The organism is Gudongella ferriphila, assembly GCF_046224405.1.
GTDB lineage: Bacteria > Bacillota > Clostridia > Tissierellales > Tissierellaceae > Gudongella.
In genome coordinates, this window is record NZ_JBJXRK010000018.1 from 1 (window position 1) to 16,492 (window position 16,492).

A 16,492-nucleotide genomic window follows, 5' to 3' on the forward strand; every position below is an offset into this window, starting at 1 on the left:
TAAGATCCACTTCTTTAAGAAACTAAATGCAAATATCAGAAACCTGTAACAGGTTTTGTTGATGTGTGCAGATTTAGACTAATGAGTGGATAGTATAATATTTGTTGTATGTAGACATGTTTGCCTAAGGATTACCTGCTTTAAATGGATTGTATCCATTCAGTGAAAACGGGTGGTTTGGCATATGATGTTTAAATGTACTATCCTCTCTAGACACAGGGAGGATTTTTATGTTGTTGATAGAGTGTAAGGATATTAAGAAGTATTACGGTGACAGGCTGATTCTTGAGATTGATGACTTGAAGATATATGAAGGTGACCGTGTGGGGATTGTTGGAGTAAATGGCTCGGGTAAGACGACCCTGCTCAATATAATTAGTAAGATGATTGATCCAGAACAGGGCTTTGTAAGAATCCATGGAAGCAGCTCCTATATTTCCCAGATTGAATCTCCTGATAAGAATAGGTTAAGCGAAGAAATGGCATCCAGGTTTGGGGTGGGTAGCCAGTGGAAGGAATCCATGAGCGGTGGTGAAAAAACAAGGTTCAAGGTTGCTGCAGCCCTTGAGGAAAACACGCTGATGCTGTTTGCAGATGAGCCTACGAGCAATGCAGATTTGGAAAGCATAATGCTGATGGAGGACTGCTTCGGCTCCCGTAAGGGTACTCTCGTTTTAATCTCCCATGACAGACGATTTTTGGATAAGCTATGTAACAAGATCATAGAAATTGAGGATGGCAAGTTAAGAAGCTACAAGGGAAATTACACTGCCTACAGGGACCAGAAGGCACAGGAAATCCAAAGGGCGAAGTTTGAGTATCAGGAGTACGTGGATGAGAAAAAACGCCTGCAGTCAGCCATTGGAGAAGTAAAGGGAAAGAGCAGTTCAATTAGGCAGGCGCCCAAGAGAATGGGTAACTCCGAAGCAAGGCTTCACAAGATGGGAGGTCAGAGGGCAAAGGCTTCCTTGGACAGTGCAGCCAAAAATATCCAGAAAAGAATCGAGCATATGGAGAAGAAGGAAAAGCCCAGGGAACCGGTCAGAGTAAAATTTGACATTCCGGATTCAAGCAAAACCCATAGTAAAATTCTTATTGAAGGGAAAGGTCTTAATAAATCCTTTGGCAGCAAGAGGATATTTGATGATGCAGAGTTTATGGTTGATAATGGAGCAAAGATTGCTTTACTCGGTCCCAATGGCTGTGGAAAGAGCACCCTTATTAAGATGATCATGGATAGGGAAGAGGGAATAAATGTTGCGAAATCAGCAAAGATTGGATATTTCAGTCAGGATTTAAGCATACTGAAGGAAGAAAGGTCAATAATAGAAAATGTTATGGAGAACAGCATCTATCCTGAAACCTTTGCAAGGATTTTACTTGCAAGGCTCCTGTTTAGAAAGGATTCAGTCCACAAGACGATTAAAGTATTGAGCGGTGGGGAAAGGGTCAAGGTATCCTTTGCCAAGATCCTCATGGCGGATTTCAACATGCTGATTCTGGATGAACCTACCAACTATCTTGATATTACAAGTCTGGAAGTAGTGGAGGAAGCATTGGAGGAGTACAACAGAACACTGCTCTTTGTTTCCCATGACAGGGAGTTTATCGGAAATGTTGCTGACCAGATAATGACTATCGAAAATGGAAAGATTAAGCTATACAAGGAAAGCTATGAGGAGTACAGGGAAGGAAAGGATAAATCGGTGGATCATGGGCAAGAACAGATTATGGTCCTTAAAAACCGTCTGTCTGAGATCATCAGCAGGATATCAATGCCTTCAAAGGAGGATGATTTGGTGGCTCTTGAATTGGAATATAAAGATATTTTAGGGAAACTGAACAGAGTTAAATAGGAAGGTCCCATTACCTCTAAGTATAAGGTGATGGGACTTTTACAATAAATGGAGTAATACTCTTCTTGTTTGGCAAAGTTCCCTGAAAAAGTGAGAACCATCATTTTATAGAGACAGTCTTTGAACCTTTTCCAAATAGCTTTCCATATCAAATTTTCTTTCCAGTCCCTTGTCGTTCATATATCTTATTTTACCGAAGATATTCCGTTCCTTCCAACCTCGGTCATGCTTTCCGAAGCACCAGGCAACACCTGCAAAGCCATTGGGGTCCCTTCCGTCAAGACTGTACTTATTGTTGAGGTAAATGGCTGCATTATAAGCCTCTTCAGGAGTTTTACTCCATTCAAGGATTTTCTTGCCCCAGTACATTCGCATATATCCATGCATTTTGCCGGTAAGAACCATTTCCATCTGGGCTGCGTTCCAATATGGGTCATGGGTATGTGCTCCTTCGAGGTCCTCCAGGGAGTAGATATATTCTCTCGCATCCCCTTTATGGTCTTCCAGTGTATTCCTTGCCCATTCATGAAGTGAATGAATGGTATCATACCCACCATTGTAGTATACGAAGTTCATGCTAAGCTCTCGTCTCACAACCAGCTCCTCCAGGAAGTCTGCCTTGTTATCATCCTCAATTTCAAGGAATCGATTGTAGATGTATAGAGGTGAGATCTGCCCAAAGTGAAGATAGGGGCTTAAATTTGACGAATAGTCAAGAGAGGGGTCGTTTTTAAGCTGGCTGTATTTTGAAAGCTTGTTTTCAATGAAGTCCTCAAGGAATACCTTGGCCTGGTTGGTACCTCCAATAAATCTATCCACAGGCTTGACCGTCCTGTCAAGGTTGAGCTTTTCAAAAGCTGTATCCAAATCTTCAACATCAAGTTCATCAAAACCTACATCCAAATTCAAGGAGGAAATTTTTACCTCCTCCTCCTCCAAAGGAGCAGCAAATCTATCAAGAAGCTTGTTAAGCTTTCGTCTTAAGGTTGCAGCGGAATATTCCCCCTTGTCAGAGACCGTCTCTACTGGGACGATTACATTTGTCTCAACTTGTACAACAGGACATTCTGCATGGGTTGAAAGATAATCTCGCCACTGCCTTTCAATCCTAAGGTACCCCCTGTCCACGACAATCAAGGCTGCATAGGCTGAGAGTTCCTCGGCCCCTCTCTCGGGAGAGATTTTTCTTATGATCATTTTTACCTTTCTTTTCTCAAGCTCCATCTTGACTTCCCTAAGCCCTTCTAGCATAAAACGATAATGCCTCCAGTTGGCCTCTGGGAAATTGTCAGTGACACCGAAATAAACCAAAAGAGGTTTGTCAAGATCATTTGCCTTTTCAACCGCATATTGGAGAGCATGGTTGCAATCAACCCTCTGTGAGCTTTGCATCCAATATATGACATAGGGATTATCGGATAGTTCCTTTTTGTTGAGTGATTGTATTCTTTCGGGTTGCATAATTTGAGAATCCTCCTGGTTTTATATTTAGTAACTTATACCCAAATTATATTTTATGGATGCCGATAGGTAGAAATAATCGGCATAGCTAAAAAGATTTAATGGATTTTCCCTGTATGTGGGTATATGTACGAGAGAAGCTTAAGGTCAGAATGTCATTACTGAAAAAATATAGGAGGTAGTACAATGGATAGAAAGATAAAAAAGAAGGTTACAGGATTCCAGACCCAGGATGGTGCAGGTGTAAAACTGGTAAGGGTGCTGGGACATCAGACTGTTGAGGATTATGACCCCATACTTATGCTTGATTCATTTGACAGCAGAAATCCAAAGGATTACATAGCCGGATTTCCACTGCATCCCCACAGAGGGATTGAAACAATAAGCTATGTCTACAAGGGCAAAATGATGCATAAGGATTCACTGGGGAATTCAGATACTGTAGGTGATGGAGAGGTTCAGTGGATGACTGCAGGCTCGGGAATACTCCATGAGGAAAGGCTACCTGAAAGTGAAAGACTTCTTGGAGTGCAGCTTTGGCTGAACATGCCTGGAAATAGGAAAATGACCCCTCCGGCATATCACAGCATAAAGAATTCCCAGATACAGGAGGTAAATTATGATGGCGGAAAGATAAGGGTTCTAGCAGGCCAATACAAGGATGTCGAAGGCTTCAAATCATCTCATCTACCTTTGGATTATTATGATATACACATAAACCAGGGAGCAGCAATAACAGTTGATACACCAAAGGATAAAGCCATTATGCTTTTTACACTTATTGGTGAAATAAAGGTTGGGGATGAACCGGTTAAGGAAAAGACTGCTGTTAGGCTGACAGAGGGCGATAAGGTTACAATAGCAAACAATGGAAAAGATTTGGCTCAGGTACTATTTGTGAGTTCAGACCATTTAAATGAGCCTGTGGCCTGGGGAGGTCCAATCGTCATGACCAATCAGGAGGATTTGCGACAGGCATTCACAGATCTGAGACAAGGTACATTCCTGCAGGATGGAATAGACTACAGTGACAAATAAAGAGGAGTGTTGCAGATGAAGGTAGATTTCAACATTGAGGATGCAGTTAGAAAAAGATATAGCGTTAGAAATTACGATGATAGAGAAATTGAAGCTGAAAAGAGAGATATGATTGAGGCTTTTATATCAGGTCTTGATAATCCCTTTGGTAAGAATATCAACTTTCATTATCTGGATGGAAATGACATGAAGGATGCGGAGAAACTGGGGACCTATGGTGTCATAAAGGGAGCCAGACAGTATATCGGTACAACAATTAAGCTGGAAGAAATGGCTCTTGAAGCTTTAGGGTACGAGTTTGAGGTAATGATACTCTATCTTGCCCATCTTGGAATTGGAACCTGCTGGCTTGGTGGGACCTTTGATAGAAAAGGGTTTGCGGAAGCGATGAAGGTAAATGAAGGAGACCTCTTCCCTGTGATTACGCCCTATGGCTATGCCGCCGGGAAGAAGCACATTAAGGAAATGGCCATGAGAAAGGTAATCAAGGCAGACCAGAGGAAACCTTGGAAAGACATGTTTTTCAAAGGAGATTTTTCAACTCCTTTAACTGAGGAGGAGGCTGGTGATCTAGCGTTTCCCCTTGAAATGGTCAGGCTTGGACCCTCCGCTTCAAACAAGCAGCCCTGGAGGATAGTTGTATTGGATGGGGAGGCCCATTTCTACGAGGACAGAGAGCCTGGCTACAGCGATAGATTCCCATACGACATACAAAGGGTGGATATGGGCATCGCAGCCGCCCACTTCGATTTGTCTGTTCAAGAGAAGGGAATAAAGGGATATTTTGACTCAAAATCAGACCCAGGCATAGCTTTGCCTGAAAATATGGAATATGTTATCTCGTGGATAAGGGAATAGAATAATATAGTTGAAAACAGGGTTCTCCCAAATATTTGGAAGAACCCTGTTTATCATTTTATGTTTCTGCTGTAATGTCCCCAGCATTCTGTAATTATTTTCCTTGCTGCGAAGCTCGAGGTTAGTGAAGAATCCAGATTGGGTGCAACCTCTACAACGTCGAATCCAATTATGGGAAGCTTGAAAATTCCCCTTAAGAATTCAAGCAGCTCTCTGCTTGAGAGACCTCCAAACTGAGGGGTTCCAGTGCCTGCAGCATATGCAGGATCCAAGACATCAATATCAACCGTAACATATACATGATTAAATTTCTTCATTTTCTCACAGACCTCATCTATCGCATTTGCTATTCCTATCTCGTTAAATTTTCGTGCATTGATTACATTGACCTTATTGTTTTTCATAAAGTCCAGTTCGTCCATTTCAACAGATCTTATGCCTACGAAATATATGTTGTCAGCACTGCCAACGTTTTTCAGCTCAGTAGATCTTCTTGCCGGGCAACCATGCGATAGTCTGCTGCCGGCCAATTGGTCATTAAGGTCAAAATGTGCATCCAGATGGATAATGCCAAATGGTTCGTCCAATGCGTCATCTATTCCCTGGAATATAGGTATTGAAGTGGAATGATCACCCCCAAGCATTGTAAAGAACTTTTTCTTTCTGACAATTTCACTGACTTTCTCCTTAACCTCATCAAAAAGTGCAATCTGGTCATCTCCATGAAAGTCTCCCAGGTCCAGAACCTTTAAGCTATCAAGCAGCTCAAAGTCCTCGGTTGTTGGAGTGATTGAATATGTGATGCCTCTGATTGATTTTGGGCCATCCTTGGCTCCCTGCCGGAAGGATGCCGCCCCATCATATGCCAGTCCAAACACAACAATATCTGCTTCATCAACAGATAGGTCAGGATTGTTCAACCCGGCCCACAAGTCTCTGTCATTTATCATATCCTTTGTTTCCTTCATCATCCACAGCCCCTTTGTATAGTATATACATGCATTTTAGCATATATGAAAGCAAATTGCATAAACAGCTGTCAAACAAAAGACTTTTTGACAATACCTTGCTATAATATTGGTTAGAGGGACTGGATATTTAACCTTATAGCAGGTTGGAGTTGGAGGCAAATATGAGATCGCTGATATTATACTGTTCGGACTACAAAGGCAACACTGAAATGATAGCAGGTAAAATTGCCAAGAAGATTAAAGCGGAACTGTTGAATATTAAGGATATGGACAATAAAGCACCCGATACTCTAGAATATTCCCTAATAGGTTTTGGATCTGGCGTATATAGAGAAACACTTTCACACAGACTATATAGCTTGGTAGAGGATTTGGATTTGGAAGGTAAGGACGTGTTTGTCTTCTCAACCAGCGGAGTGGGGATGAAATACTACAACAACAGTTTAATTAAGCTCCTTCGGAAGAAGGGGGCAAATGTAAAGGGTAGCTTTGCCTGCAAGGGAAGCTTTGTAGCCTCTGAGTTTACAGATAAAAAGATTTTTGATGCCCTTGGAAAACTTTCCCGGGGTCACCCAGATGTAAAGGATATAAATAGAGCGGAAGAGTTTATAGTAGAAGTGGTTGATTCCATATGAAATATAGATCAGGAGGGATAAAATGAATGATTATACCGAAATGGCGAAGAAGATCAATGAAGAAATTATTGAAAACAGAAGAGTGATACATAGATTCCCTGAAACGGGTTTTGAGCTTGAAAGAACCGTTGAATTTGTTGAAAACAAGCTTAAAGAATACGGAATTGAACCAGTAAGGGTAGGTAAAAGCGGAATATCTGCAACAATAGGAAAAGAAGGGAGGACACTTCTTCTAAGGGCGGATATGGATGCCCTTCCAATGAAGGAGGAAACAGGACTACCATTTGAATCAGAAAATGACTTCTGCCATTCCTGTGGTCATGATGCACATACTGCCATGCTTCTTGGGGCTGCAAAGCTCTTGAAGGAAAACGAAGAGAACCTTAATGGAACAGTTAAGCTTATGTTCCAGCCTGCTGAAGAGCTGCTGGCAGGAGCAGTGGATATGATAGAGGCAGGTGTCCTTGAGAATCCAAAAGTTGATGCAGCGTTAGCAATGCACATTTATGTAGGGAATGAAATATCAAAAACAGGAACCATTTCATATGCCAGGGGACCTGCCCTTTTCTCGGGGGATGCCATAAAAATACACGTGAAGGGTAAAAACGCTCACGGGAGCACTCCGGATAAGGGGATTGATGCCATAAGCATCGCTGCCCACATCGTCATAGCTCTGCAGCAGATTATTGCTAGAGAGGTTCCAACCAATGACCAGGCCGTTGTGATTGTAGGTAAGATAAGTGGCGGGGACACTGTAAACACCCTAGCGGGAAATGCGGATTTGGAGGTTTCTGTAAGGGCAACCACAGAGGAGAAGCGAGAGTATCTGAAAAACAGGGTCAGGGAAGTATCTGAAAACGTTGCAAGAACATATAAAGGTGAAGCTGTGGTTGAATTCTGGTATGGAATGGGACCACTATATAACGACCTTGAACTGACAGATGAAATCGTTGGCTATTGTGAAGAAGTAATCGGTGAGGAGAATCTCAACAAGATTCCCATAGCGGTTGGAACAGAGGACTTCACTTCTGTTGCGGCTAAGGTACCGGGAGTGATGATAAACCTTGGGGTGGGAAGTATTGAGGAGGGGTATGCTCTATCCATACACAATCCTGGAATGGTATTGAATGAAGAAGCTCTACATATAGGGGCAGCCCTTTATGCACATACTGCAACAAGATATCTCATGGACAAGGAAAATGATTAATACCCAAAATATTGTTGCATGAAAATAAATTCAACTTTGGGGTTTACAAATCAAAATATCCGTGTTATTCTTATTAATATTAATTTAATATGCTAATGTGATGACAGGAAAGAGTAATCAATGTGAAGGCTTAAAGAGAGTACATGGTTGGTGTGAATGTATGGCAGTCCTTTGATGAACACATCCTCGAGCTGGTGGATGAAAGCCGCAAGGCAAGTAGTTTTATTCGGATATCTGCACCCGTTATAAATGCAGGGGTATAGAAGCTTGTACCTGATGAGGATGATGTCGCGAGACATTGTCAAATTAAGGTGGGACCACGAGAATTACTCTCGTCCTTTAGTATAGACTATTGGGCGGGAGTTTTTTAATTGGAATTTTTTAAAGGGAGATGTTGTAAATGATGATCAAAAGAAGAGGAATAATGGGTTTCGTGGTGGTACTGGCACTTTCAATGCTTATATCAGGGTGTACTGCAAGTGCTGGTGTGGAGAAAGATGCAACAAACAGGCTGGAGGAAATTAAGGAAAGAGGATATCTTGAAGTAGTAATGGAACCGTATTTTGCACCCTATGAATTTATAGATCCAAGCAAGGATGGGATGGAGCAATATGTTGGAAGTGATGTTGAGTTTGCCAAGTACATAGCGGATGAGCTTGGTGTGGAGCTTAAGATAATACCTCTGGAATTTTCCGCAGTGCTTAGCAGTGTAACGGAAGGAAAATATGATATGGCAATATCAGCACTTTCCTTTACACCTGCAAGAGCTGAGGCTATGAATATGTCAAAGGGATACTTCTTCCCTGAAGGTGGAGCAGGACACGGACTTCTAATCAGGGCAGAGGATAAGGATTCTATAAAGGGACCTGATGATATCTCTGAAAAAGTAATAGTGGCCCAAAGCGGATCCTTGCAGGAGATGTTTGTAAATGACCAGGTTCCAGGATACAAGGAATTCAAGAGGGTATCTGCTACAACCGACGGATTCCTCATGGTCCAGGAAAACAAGGCCGATGTATGTGCAGCTTCCATTCCAATGGCTCAGCTATACATAGACGCTAACCCTGGAGCAAACCTGATGGTTGTGGATAACTTCGAATTCTTCATGGATGAATCAACCTCCGGTACCAGGATTGGTATGCCAAAGGGAGAGGATGAACTGACTGAAGAGATGAACAGAATAATCGACAAGGTTATGGAGTCAGGAGAGTTTGACAAGTGGCACATGGAGTTTACAGAGTATGCAAAGAGCCTTGGATTGTAGGATATACTCAAGGAACGACTGGACATAAAGGAGATAAACAATGATAAGTACAATAATTCAGCTCTGGACAAAGTATGATTACGTATACCTTAATGGACTGGTGGGAACCCTCTGGCTTGCGGCAGTCACCGTATTTGTGGCCACAATCATCGGGACGCTTCTGGCAATCATGAAGCTTTCAAGGGTTAAGATTTTGGACAAAATAACAAACCTGTACATTGGATTATTAAGAGGGACTCCAATACTTTTGCAGCTATATTTCTTCTGGCTTCTTCTGCCGAAGATTTCTCCTGTATCCCTTTCGGACACCGCATGCATAGTGATTGCACTGATTGTAAATGCAAGCTCATATGTGGCAGAGATAATAAGAGCCGGGATTCAGGCTGTTGACAAGGGGCAGACAGAAGCTGCAAAGAGCTTGGGGATGAGCAACAGAAATACCATGAGAAGAATCATACTTCCACAGGCCATAAAAAACATACTTCCAGCCTTGGGAAACCAATATATTAATATGGTCAAGCAGACATCACTGGCCTCTGTGTTCTTTGTTCAGGAGCTGATGACCTCCTACAGAACGGTACAATCCGCGACCTTTCTTGCAATACCATCATTGGTGATAGTTGGTATTATATACCTAGTTGTGACGTCGGTTCTGTCCAAGGGACTGGACATATTTGAAAGGAGGCTTCAGGCCAATGAGTAAGGTAGAGCTGATAAGGGTTGAAAATTTGGACAAATCCTTTGGAGACCTTAAGGTGCTTAAAAACATAAATGAGAGTATATACCAGGGAGAGGTCATATCAATAATCGGTCCTTCGGGAAGCGGTAAGAGCACATTTCTCAGATGCCTGAACCTGCTTGAAAGACCTACAGGAGGAAAGGTGATCTTTAAGGGAGTGGATCTGGCTGATAAGAATGTAAATGTGGACCTGCACCGTCAGAGCATTGGAATGGTCTTTCAACTGTTCAATGTATTTCCACACTTGACGGTCCTTGAGAATATAACCCTCGCACCGATACTGGAAAAAAAGATTCCAAGAAAGGAAGCCGAAAAAGCCGCAGAAGAGCTTCTTGTAAGGGTTGGACTGGCGGATAAGAAGGATGAATACCCCACAAGGTTGTCAGGTGGACAGAAGCAAAGACTTGCCATAGTGCGCGCTTTGGCAATGGAGCCTGATGTTATTCTCTTCGACGAGCCTACCAGTGCACTGGACCCGGAGATGGTAAAGGAGGTGCTGGATGTAATCAAGAGCCTTGTCCAAACTGGAATGACAATTGTGATAGTGACCCATGAAATGGGCTTTGCAAAAGAAGTTAGTGATAGGGTTCTTTTTATGGATGGTGGGGTAATACAGGAGCAGGGAAATCCAGAGGATATATTCAACAATCCCAAGAATCCAAGGACAATTGAATTCTTAAGTAAGATTTTGTAGGGGGTAAGGAAATGGATGATTTAAGGTTTATAGAGAGAATCATTGGAGAAAAGGAAGAGCTCCTTAAGGAAGCCAGCAGGAAAATCTGGGAGGCTGCAGAGCTTCCATATATGGAGGAAAAGTCAGCGGGAATACTGATGGAAATCCTTGAGAGTGAAGGGTTTTCTGTGGAATCAGGAGTTGCTGGCATGCCGACAGCCTTTGTTGCAAGATATGGTGAGGGCAAGCCCGTAGCAGGTTTCATGGGGGAGTACGATGCCCTTGATGCACTTAGCCAAAAGCCGGGCCTGCCACAGAAGGAGCAGTTGATCAAGGATGGGCCAGGGCATGGTTGTGGTCACAATCTCCTTGGTACTGGCTCCCTGGGAGCTGCAATAGCCCTTAAGGAATATATGAAGGAAACTGGCAGGGTAGGAACAGTGATTTATTATGGTACGCCTGCTGAAGAAGGGGCTGGTTCCAAGCAGTTTATGGCAAGGGATGGTATTTTTGACGAGGCTGATTTTATATATACTTGGCATCCAGCAACTAGAAATGAGGTTCAGTCTGACCGAACCGTAGCTATTATGGGAGCCAACTTCAGGTTCAAGGGAACAACTGCCCATGCAGGAGGAAGCCCGCATCTGGGAAGAAGTGCACTTGATGCTGCGGAGCTTATGAGCGTAGGGGTGAATTATCTCAGGGAACACATGATAGACCAGGCAAGGATCCACTATGCATATGTGGATGCTGGAGGAGTATCGCCTAATGTAGTACAGGATAGAAGTCTTGTAAAGTATGAAGTGAGGGCTCCCAAGGTTTCCCAGATGAGGGACCTGTTTGCAAGGCTTGTGGATGTTGCCAAGGGGGCAGCACTAATGACGGGGACATCGATGGAGTATGACATAACCATGGCCTTCTCGGACTACATTTCAAACTCGGTTTTGGCTCAAATAGGGAATGACTGCTTTTTGGAGGTAGGTCCGCCCAAATGGAATGATGGGGATTACGAGCTTGCCAAGGGGTTTTTGCAATCCTATGACAGTAAAACTCAGGAGGCAATCAGGGAGGAACTGGAGGAAGGCTATGGGGATGAGAATGTTGATGAGATCCTTGAGAAACCCCTTGACTCAAAAGTACATCCTTGGGACCCTGGCAATAGAAGGTACAGATCAGGGTCAACCGATGTGGGGGATGTGAGCTATGTTGTTCCAACCTTGAATTTCAATGTTGCCACAGCCTGTGTTGGAAATGTGGGACACACATGGCAGATGACGGCTCAATCCGGAAGCGGAATCGGAGAGAAGGGAATGCTTGTGGCAGCCAAGGTCATGGCCCTGTCTGCAATAAGAACAATGGATGATGAGGATGCAATCGGAAGAGCAAAGGAATTTGTAAAGAAACAAAACGGTGGTAAGTACAGCTGTCCATTGCCTGAAGACCTGAAGACACCCATTGGAACATACTAAACAGGAATCTGGTACAAGACGAGGAGACATCATGTTACTCGTCTTATTTTTGTTTCGTGAACAAAAATACTGGTATAATATGGTATGAAGGTAATTTCCAATAAAAATTATGGAGCTGAAGAAAATGATAATTGCTGAAACAAAAAGACTTAGACTAAGGCTGCTTCAGAAAGAGGATCTTGATGAGCTCCTGAAAATATGGGGAGACTCTGAGACCATGAAATACTGTGGTGGGGCAGGTACAAGAGAGCAGGAGGCCAGATCCCTTGAGTACTATATTAAACAGCAGGAAGAAATGGGATTTTCACCATATGCAGTGGAGCTGAAAGAGAATGGGGAGCTTATTGGAGTATGTGGATTCAACCCCCCAAGGGGAGAAGCTGATGCTGAGCTTATGTATCACTTCAACAAGGCACATTGGGGCAAGGGCTATGCAAAGGAGGCTGTCGAAGAAACTCTTGAATACGCCAGGACCAGTTTGGATATAAGTAGAGTGGATGCTATGGTGGATATTGAAAACAAGGCATCTGGAGAAATCCTTAAGAGATATGGCTTTCAGCTTGTGGGAATGAAATGGTGCGACGCCACAAAAAAGGAAGAGGAGTATTACCAGTTAGTTTTATGAAGGGTTTAGCTGATAAATTATTGGGAGTGGATAGTATGAAAAGATTTATTGTGGAGAAGGATTTCTGGGAGGTATTTCCCCATGCCGAAATCGGGATAATCCTGCTGAAGGGAATAGACAACACCAAGGAGGATGAAGACAGGTATCTGGAGCTGCTGAAAAGAGCTGAGAAGGATGCACTTAAGCATTTGCCGGACGATAACTTCAGCAGCAACCAGGTAATAAAGGTATGGAGAGAGGCATTTCAAAAATTCAAGACAAAAAAGGGTGCCAGATCATCAATAGAAGCCTTGCTGAAGAGAGTCCACAGCGGCAAGGGGATTGGAGGAATAAATCCATTGGTGGACTTATATAATTCCGTATCACTGAGATATGCCCTTCCCTGCGGAGGGGAGGACATGGATAGATTTGCAGGGGACATCAAGCTAACCAAGGCTGTGGGGGATGAAGACTTTATAACCCTTGGCTCTGAAAAAAGTGAACCACCCTTTGAAGGGGAGATTGTCTACAAGGATGAAGCAGGAGCAATCTGCAGGTGTTGGAACTGGAGGGAATCGGTCAGGACGATGCTTACAGAAGAAACCACAAATGCATTCATATGCATAGAATCCGTTGACCCATCAAGAGCTGAAGACCTTCAGGCAGCCCTGAATGACCTGGCAGACCTGGCTAAGGAGAATCTAGGTGGAGAGTATGAGATTCATATTGTGGATAAGGATAACAATACAATAGATATTCAATAGACATATCTTTAGCATCCGGTATAGATCCGGGTGCTTTTTGTTTGTTAAAAACACAAACTTTAAAATAAATATTGACAATAAAAACAAACAATAGTAAGATATGTTTATCAATAAAACAAACAAAGGAGGGTTAAAATGGAACTTGAAAAACTTGCCATAGAAGAGTTGAGAAACGGATACAGATTTGATCGGGAATCTAAGAGGTATATCTGCAACCATTGCAGCCAGTTTTACGAACCTGGGGAGATCTATAAATTTGGTGACAGATTGTTTGAAGCATCAAGGGCCGTGAAGCTTCACATTGAGACTGAGCATGGGGGAAGTCTAAAGGATCTGCTCTTTGGTGAATCAAAGTACAATACCCTAACGGAAAATCAGAAGGATATGATATGGAAGATATACACTGGAATGTCAGATAAGGAAATTGCCCAGGAGCTTGGCATATCACCATCCACTGTAAGAAACCAGAGATTTACACTTAGGGAAAAAGCCAAGCAGGCCAAGCTCTATTTGGCAATATACGAACAGGCATCTGAAAGGAAGGCGAATCCTGAAGAAAGGATAATTCCTGTGCACAGCTCTGCAAAGATGGTGGATGACAGGTATGTCATCACAGAGAAGGAAAGTGACAAGGTTTTAAGAGCTGAGTTCGAAAGTCTAGAGCCACTTAAGCTTAAGAGATTTCCCGGCAAGGAGAAAAAGAAAATTGTGATCCTGAGAAGGATAGCTCAGGAGTTTGAACCTGGTAGGAAGTATAATGAACTCCAGATGAATGATATCATAAAGGAAATCTTTGATGATTATGCAGTTATCAGAAGGTATCTGATTGAGTACGGTTTTATGGACAGAACAAGAGACGGCAGAGAATACTGGCTAAAATAATGAAAAAGAGGTTGTTAACATGGATAGAAAAAGGGAATTGAAAAGGGAATATAAGGAAACAAAACCCGACATGGGTGTCTATATGATCAGGTCAAGGTCAACTGGAAAGACCTATATTGAGTCTACTAGAAACTTGAAAAGCGGAGTCAACAGAGCAAGGTTTACACTTAACTTCGGAAGCCATATGCACAATGGTCTTCAAGAGGACTGGAAGGACAAGGGTGAGAAGGATTTTGAAATGGAGATTCTTGAGACCCTTGTGTACAGGGAAGACGATCTGGTAGGAGATTATACGGAGGAGCTTGAGCTTCTTCTTAGCATGTGGAAGGAAAGGCTATTGGAGGAAGGGGTTAAACTGTACTAGATAATTTCAAAAGTAGTATAAACTAGGAAAATTGATATAAAAACAAAAGGAGATGATTTAAATGGCAAGTGTGGACGTGAACAAAAAAGCACCGGATTTTGAAATGAATGATTTCAGGGGAAATAGTTTCAAGTTGTCGGATTTTCAAGGCAAGAGCAATATTTTGATAGTACTTAACAGAGGCTTTGTATGACCCTTCTGCAGAGCGCATATGATGCAGTTGCATCAAGACCATGAAGAATTCAAAAAAAGGGAAACGGAAATTGTTGCAATAGGGCCAGAAAATGAGGAGGCATTCAAGAAATATTGGAATGAAAATTCCTTGTGGTTCCATGGAATTCCTGATGAGAAGCATTCGGTTCTGAAGCTTTACGGTCAGAAGGTTAACCTGTTTAAGCTTGGAAGAATGCCAGCTCAGATGCTTGTTGACAAGGAAGGTGTCCTTAGATTTGTTCATTACGGACATTCCATGAAGGATATACCGGAAAATAAGGAAATACTTGAGCTAATAGATTCCCTTTAATGATGTGGAAAGGATCCTGGATTAATTGGGGTCTTTTTTGCTGTAAATGTATAGGGGGAAGTATGGTATTATCATAATAGAGATATTGTGAAAGTAAGTTTTACAGAGGAGATGATTTGATGCCATTGGAGATCATTCGAAATGACATTACAAAGGTTCATGTGGATGCGATTGTAAATGCAGCCAACAGATCCCTCTTGGGTGGAGGTGGAGTTGATGGAGCAATACACAAGGCTGCAGGTGTGGAACTGCTTGAGGAGTGTAAGTCCCTAGGTGGTTGTAAGATCGGCGAAGCTAAGATAACTGGGGGCTACAATCTTCCAGCAAAATACGTCATTCACACTGTAGGTCCCAAGTGGCAGGGGGGACAAGAGGATGAAGAGAAGCTTCTTAATGATTGCTACACCAGCTCACTGGAGCTTGCAAAAAAGCATAATTTGGAATCCATAGCATTTCCGCTTATTTCCTCAGGATCCTTCGGATATCCCAAGGACAAGGCCTTAAGCACTGCCATATCAGCAATAGGGAGCTTCCTGATGGAAAATGATATGATGGTTTACCTTGTGGTATATGACAAGAGGGCCTTCCAGCTTTCTGAGAAGCTATTCCATTCAATCGAGGAATACATAGATGACATGTACATCCAGGAGCATCGTCTATACAGAAACGTCCTGCAAGAGGATGCAATGCTAAGGGAGTACAACTTTGAAGAGGCAGTTTCATTTGAGAGGCCCATTAAAAAGACCAAAAGAAGTCTTGAGAACGTTGTAAAAAATAGGGATGAGACATTCTCGCAGATGCTTCTTAGATTGATTGATGAAAAGGGTATGACGGATTCTCAAGTCTATAAAAGGGCAAATGTTGACAGGAGACATTTTTCCAAAATAAGAAATGATATGGACTATAAACCAAGCAAGGTGACCGCACTTGCATTTGCTATAGCGCTTGAATTAAACCTGGACCAAACAAAGGACCTGCTCCTAAGTGCAGGCTATGCACTGTCCCACAGTTACAAGTTTGACCTTATAATTGAGTTTTTCATACAGGAAAAGAATTATAATATCTTTGAAATAAATGAGGCACTTTTCGCATTTGACCAAGCCACTCTAGGAGTATAATCGAAAATTGTTAAAATGTCGCATCCCATGCGACCAATCCTAATCTTATGGATGGTATCCTTGAAT

General features: G+C 42.5%; 17 protein-coding genes and 1 other annotated feature. Of the genes, 15 read left to right on the forward strand and 2 right to left on the reverse strand.

Features of this window, described 5'->3' with window-relative positions; translation table 11 throughout:
• The first annotated feature begins 230 nt into the window (after positions 1 to 230).
• Positions 231 to 1,856: a ribosomal protection-like ABC-F family protein gene (gene abc-f / locus ACKVDP_RS09550; RefSeq protein ID WP_409228605.1), complete on the forward strand. Its 1,626-nt coding sequence runs from the start codon at positions 231 to 233 to the stop codon at positions 1,854 to 1,856.
• A gap of 105 nt (positions 1,857 to 1,961) precedes the next feature.
• On the opposite strand, the gene ACKVDP_RS09555 is transcribed toward abc-f, so the two are convergent.
• Complete coding sequence (locus ACKVDP_RS09555; RefSeq protein ID WP_409228606.1) at positions 1,962 to 3,317, reverse strand: deoxyribodipyrimidine photo-lyase; 1,356 nt, start codon at positions 3,315 to 3,317, stop codon at positions 1,962 to 1,964.
• Positions 3,318 to 3,503: 186 nt separating this feature from the next.
• On the opposite strand from ACKVDP_RS09555, the gene ACKVDP_RS09560 reads away from it, so the two are divergent.
• Complete coding sequence (locus tag ACKVDP_RS09560; protein ID WP_409228607.1) at positions 3,504 to 4,355, forward strand: pirin family protein; 852 nt, start codon at positions 3,504 to 3,506, stop codon at positions 4,353 to 4,355.
• Positions 4,356 to 4,370: 15 nt separating this feature from the next.
• A complete protein-coding gene (locus ACKVDP_RS09565; protein ID WP_409228608.1) occupies positions 4,371 to 5,213 on the forward strand; it encodes a nitroreductase family protein in 843 nt (280 codons plus the stop codon).
• Positions 5,214 to 5,266: 53 nt separating this feature from the next.
• Here ACKVDP_RS09565 and speB read toward each other — a convergent pair whose 3' ends face one another.
• Positions 5,267 to 6,184: an agmatinase gene (gene speB, locus ACKVDP_RS09570; RefSeq protein ID WP_409228609.1), complete on the reverse strand. Its 918-nt coding sequence runs from the start codon at positions 6,182 to 6,184 to the stop codon at positions 5,267 to 5,269.
• A 161-nt stretch (positions 6,185 to 6,345) separates the two neighbouring features.
• On the opposite strand from speB, the gene ACKVDP_RS09575 reads away from it, so the two are divergent.
• From ACKVDP_RS09575 to ACKVDP_RS09630, 12 genes are all read left to right on the forward strand, one after another.
• Positions 6,346 to 6,819: a flavodoxin family protein gene (locus ACKVDP_RS09575; RefSeq protein WP_409228610.1), complete on the forward strand. Its 474-nt coding sequence runs from the start codon at positions 6,346 to 6,348 to the stop codon at positions 6,817 to 6,819.
• 22 nt (positions 6,820 to 6,841) lie between these two features.
• Complete coding sequence (locus tag ACKVDP_RS09580) at positions 6,842 to 8,026, forward strand: M20 metallopeptidase family protein (RefSeq protein ID WP_409228611.1); 1,185 nt, start codon at positions 6,842 to 6,844, stop codon at positions 8,024 to 8,026.
• Positions 8,027 to 8,117: 91 nt separating this feature from the next.
• Positions 8,118 to 8,369 (forward strand) — a binding site (T-box leader).
• Between the two features lie 57 nt (positions 8,370 to 8,426).
• Entirely contained in the window at positions 8,427 to 9,290 is an 864-nt protein-coding gene (locus tag ACKVDP_RS09585; RefSeq protein WP_409228612.1) for a transporter substrate-binding domain-containing protein, read from the forward strand.
• 40 nt (positions 9,291 to 9,330) lie between these two features.
• Positions 9,331 to 9,993, forward strand: coding sequence for an amino acid ABC transporter permease (locus tag ACKVDP_RS09590; protein ID WP_409228613.1), 663 nt, complete (start codon positions 9,331 to 9,333; stop codon positions 9,991 to 9,993).
• A gap of 7 nt (positions 9,994 to 10,000) precedes the next feature.
• Positions 10,001 to 10,723, forward strand: a complete 723-nt coding sequence (locus ACKVDP_RS09595) for an amino acid ABC transporter ATP-binding protein (protein WP_409228652.1) — start codon at positions 10,001 to 10,003, stop codon at positions 10,721 to 10,723.
• 11 nt (positions 10,724 to 10,734) lie between these two features.
• Positions 10,735 to 12,171 carry an amidohydrolase gene (locus tag ACKVDP_RS09600; RefSeq protein WP_409228614.1) on the forward strand — a complete coding sequence of 479 codons (1,437 nt, stop codon included), beginning with the start codon at positions 10,735 to 10,737 and terminating at the stop codon, positions 12,169 to 12,171.
• A gap of 124 nt (positions 12,172 to 12,295) precedes the next feature.
• Positions 12,296 to 12,796, forward strand: coding sequence for a GNAT family N-acetyltransferase (locus ACKVDP_RS09605; protein ID WP_409228615.1), 501 nt, complete (start codon positions 12,296 to 12,298; stop codon positions 12,794 to 12,796).
• A 35-nt stretch (positions 12,797 to 12,831) separates the two neighbouring features.
• Positions 12,832 to 13,539, forward strand: a complete 708-nt coding sequence (locus ACKVDP_RS09610) for a B3/B4 domain-containing protein (RefSeq protein WP_409228616.1) — start codon at positions 12,832 to 12,834, stop codon at positions 13,537 to 13,539.
• A gap of 135 nt (positions 13,540 to 13,674) precedes the next feature.
• Complete coding sequence (locus ACKVDP_RS09615) at positions 13,675 to 14,421, forward strand: DUF2087 domain-containing protein (protein ID WP_409228617.1); 747 nt, start codon at positions 13,675 to 13,677, stop codon at positions 14,419 to 14,421.
• 19 nt (positions 14,422 to 14,440) lie between these two features.
• The gene (locus ACKVDP_RS09620; RefSeq protein ID WP_409228618.1) at positions 14,441 to 14,785 is read left to right on the forward strand and encodes a GIY-YIG nuclease family protein; all 345 of its coding nucleotides are present in this window, start codon (positions 14,441 to 14,443) and stop codon (positions 14,783 to 14,785) included.
• 61 nt (positions 14,786 to 14,846) lie between these two features.
• Positions 14,847 to 15,308, forward strand: coding sequence for a peroxiredoxin family protein (locus ACKVDP_RS09625; RefSeq protein ID WP_409228619.1), 462 nt, complete (start codon positions 14,847 to 14,849; stop codon positions 15,306 to 15,308).
• A gap of 119 nt (positions 15,309 to 15,427) precedes the next feature.
• Positions 15,428 to 16,426: a macro domain-containing protein gene (locus tag ACKVDP_RS09630; protein ID WP_409228620.1), complete on the forward strand. Its 999-nt coding sequence runs from the start codon at positions 15,428 to 15,430 to the stop codon at positions 16,424 to 16,426.
• Positions 16,427 to 16,492: the final 66 nt, after the last annotated feature.

Coding starts and splice junctions, on each gene's coding strand:
- ACKVDP_RS09585 (WP_409228612.1), top strand. CDS start 8,427: ATGATGATCAAAAGAAGAGGAATAATGGGTTTCGTGGTGGTACTGGCA.
- ACKVDP_RS09610 (WP_409228616.1), top strand. CDS start 12,832: ATGAAAAGATTTATTGTGGAGAAGGATTTCTGGGAGGTATTTCCCCAT.
- ACKVDP_RS09580 (WP_409228611.1), top strand. CDS start 6,842: ATGAATGATTATACCGAAATGGCGAAGAAGATCAATGAAGAAATTATT.
- ACKVDP_RS09575 (WP_409228610.1), top strand. CDS start 6,346: ATGAGATCGCTGATATTATACTGTTCGGACTACAAAGGCAACACTGAA.
- ACKVDP_RS09630 (WP_409228620.1), top strand. CDS start 15,428: ATGCCATTGGAGATCATTCGAAATGACATTACAAAGGTTCATGTGGAT.
- ACKVDP_RS09615 (WP_409228617.1), top strand. CDS start 13,675: ATGGAACTTGAAAAACTTGCCATAGAAGAGTTGAGAAACGGATACAGA.
- speB (WP_409228609.1), bottom strand. CDS start 6,184: ATGATGAAGGAAACAAAGGATATGATAAATGACAGAGACTTGTGGGCC.
- ACKVDP_RS09565 (WP_409228608.1), top strand. CDS start 4,371: ATGAAGGTAGATTTCAACATTGAGGATGCAGTTAGAAAAAGATATAGC.
- abc-f (WP_409228605.1), top strand. CDS start 231: ATGTTGTTGATAGAGTGTAAGGATATTAAGAAGTATTACGGTGACAGG.
- ACKVDP_RS09555 (WP_409228606.1), bottom strand. CDS start 3,317: ATGCAACCCGAAAGAATACAATCACTCAACAAAAAGGAACTATCCGAT.
- ACKVDP_RS09600 (WP_409228614.1), top strand. CDS start 10,735: ATGGATGATTTAAGGTTTATAGAGAGAATCATTGGAGAAAAGGAAGAG.
- ACKVDP_RS09620 (WP_409228618.1), top strand. CDS start 14,441: ATGGATAGAAAAAGGGAATTGAAAAGGGAATATAAGGAAACAAAACCC.
- ACKVDP_RS09590 (WP_409228613.1), top strand. CDS start 9,331: ATGATAAGTACAATAATTCAGCTCTGGACAAAGTATGATTACGTATAC.
- ACKVDP_RS09560 (WP_409228607.1), top strand. CDS start 3,504: ATGGATAGAAAGATAAAAAAGAAGGTTACAGGATTCCAGACCCAGGAT.
- ACKVDP_RS09605 (WP_409228615.1), top strand. CDS start 12,296: ATGATAATTGCTGAAACAAAAAGACTTAGACTAAGGCTGCTTCAGAAA.